The organism is Micromonospora lacuserhaii (assembly GCF_036902735.1).
In the GTDB taxonomy this organism is placed as follows: Bacteria; Actinomycetota; Actinomycetes; order Mycobacteriales; family Micromonosporaceae; genus Micromonospora.
Map to the genome: position 1 here is coordinate 1 of NZ_JBAKHO010000119.1, position 2,070 is coordinate 2,070.

A 2,070-nucleotide genomic window follows, 5' to 3' on the forward strand; every position below is an offset into this window, starting at 1 on the left:
CCGCCCGGACCGCCCGGCGGCCCGGCGGCCCGTCCGCAAGCCGCGCCGGCCGCCGAAGCTGGCCGAGCCGCGCCGGCGGCTGCGGCTGGGCACCATGCTGGTCCTGACGCTCTTCGCCACGATCGGCATCCGGCTGGTCTTCCTCCAGGCCGTGGACACCCCGGCGTACGCGGGCGGCGGCGTCAGCGACCGGCTGACCCGGATCGACCTGCCCGCCCCGCGCGGGGCGATCCTGGACCGCACCGGCGCCCCGCTCGCACAGAGCGTCGAGGCGCGGTACGTCTTCGCCGACCCCACCGAGGTCAAGGGCCGCCTGGCCACGGCGAAGCTGCTCTCCCCGTTGCTCGGCATCCCGGTCTCCGACCTGGCCGAGAAGATGCAGCGGCGTCCCCTGCCCGGCGGGACCGGTGAATCGAAGTTCCAGTACCTCGCCCGGGGCGTCGACATCCCGAAGGCCAAGCAGATCGAAGAGCTGAACCTCGCCGGCATCGGCACCCACCGCGACGAGCGGCGCGAGGTGCCCGGCGGTGACCTCGCGGCCAACCTGGTCGGCTTCGTCAGCCAGGACATGGACGGCCTGGAGGGGCTGGAGGCCCGCTACGACGACCTGCTCCAGGGGCAGGACGGCCGGCGGGTCTACGAGGCCGGCCAGGGCGACCTGGACGCGCCCATCCCCGGCGGCTACAGCCAGACCACCCCGGCGAAGCCGGGCAGCTCGCTGGTGCTCACCATCGACCGGGACCTCCAGTTCCAGGCGCAGCAGGTGCTCAGCCGGCAGATGGCGCAGACCAAGGGCAGCGTCGGCGCGCTGGTGGCGCTCGACGTGCGGACCGGCGACGTGCTCGCCCAGGCCAGCTACCCCACCTACGACGCGGCCGCCCCGGAGGAGGTCCGCTCGCCGACCGACCGGGAGGACGCGGCCACCAGCTTCGTGGTCGACCCGGGCTCGATCCACAAGGCGATCACCTACGGCGCGGCTCTGCAGGAGGGGGTGATCACGCCCAACACCGTCCTGCCGATCGCGAACACGATCACCAAGGGCGACGTCACCTTCGCCGACACCCACCCCGCCAACGGCCAGCCGATGAGCATCCCGGGGATGCTGGCGTTCTCGTCGAACGTCGGCACGATCGAGATCGCCGACAAGCTCGGTCGGGACCGGTTGATCGACTACCAGAAGCGGTTCGGGCTGGGCCAGCCCACCGGCGAGGGGATGCCGGGGGAGGCGTCCGGACGGTTGCTCCCCGCCGCGGAGTGGAGCGAGTCGTCGGAGGGGTCGGTGCCGATCGGGCACAGCGTCGACGCCACCCCGCTGCAGATGGCCGCCGCCTACGCCACCATCGCCAACAACGGCACCTACGTGCAGCCGCACCTGATCAAGGAGGTGGTCGGGGCGGACGGCAAGCACACCCCGGCCGCCGCCCCGACCACCCGCTCGGTGCTCAGCCCGCAGAACGCCGCGTCGCTGCGCACCATGCTGGAGGCGGTCACCACGGTCGACGGTCCCGAGGGACGGGCCACCGGCCTGGCGGCGGCGGTGCCCGGCTACCGGGTGGCCGGCAAGACCGGCACCGGGCTGCGCTACGTCGACGGCAAGCAGCAGCCCGGCGAGGTCGGCTCGTTCATCGGGATGGCCCCGGCCGAGAACCCCCGCTACGTGGTGGCCGTCTTCGTCTGGAGCCCCGGCGGTGAGGGCGGCGCGGTCGCCGCCCCGGCGTTCCGCGAGATGATGGGCTTCACCCTGCGGCACTACCGGGTGCCGCCGTCCACCGGCAAATCCCCCAACTTCGAGGTCTTTCCGCGTTGAGCGGGGCAGGCGGGACATCATCGTTGAGTGGCGACGAACCACCGGGGCGGCTGTGCGGTCGGAACCGGCAGACCGGGTAGGGTCTGACGCCGTGCCCGGCAATCCACGTCCCCGTACCGTGCCCGGAGTCCGGCTCGGCGACCTCGCCGCCCGACTCGCCGTGTCCCCGCCGGAGGGCGCCGCCGAGGTGCCGGTGACCGGGGTGACCCGGGCGGCGGCGGCCACCGCGGCCCGCGCCGAGCGGCGCAGGTTCGCGTCGTCGA

The 2,070-nt window shown here is 73.8% G+C and carries 1 protein-coding gene; it reads left to right on the forward strand.

Annotation, left to right across the window (positions count from 1 at the left end; genetic code table 11):
* A partial coding sequence (locus tag V6U81_RS28985) for a peptidoglycan D,D-transpeptidase FtsI family protein (RefSeq protein WP_334494224.1) occupies positions 1-1,807 on the forward strand: 1,807 nt, incomplete at its 5' end.
* Positions 1,808-2,070: the final 263 nt, after the last annotated feature.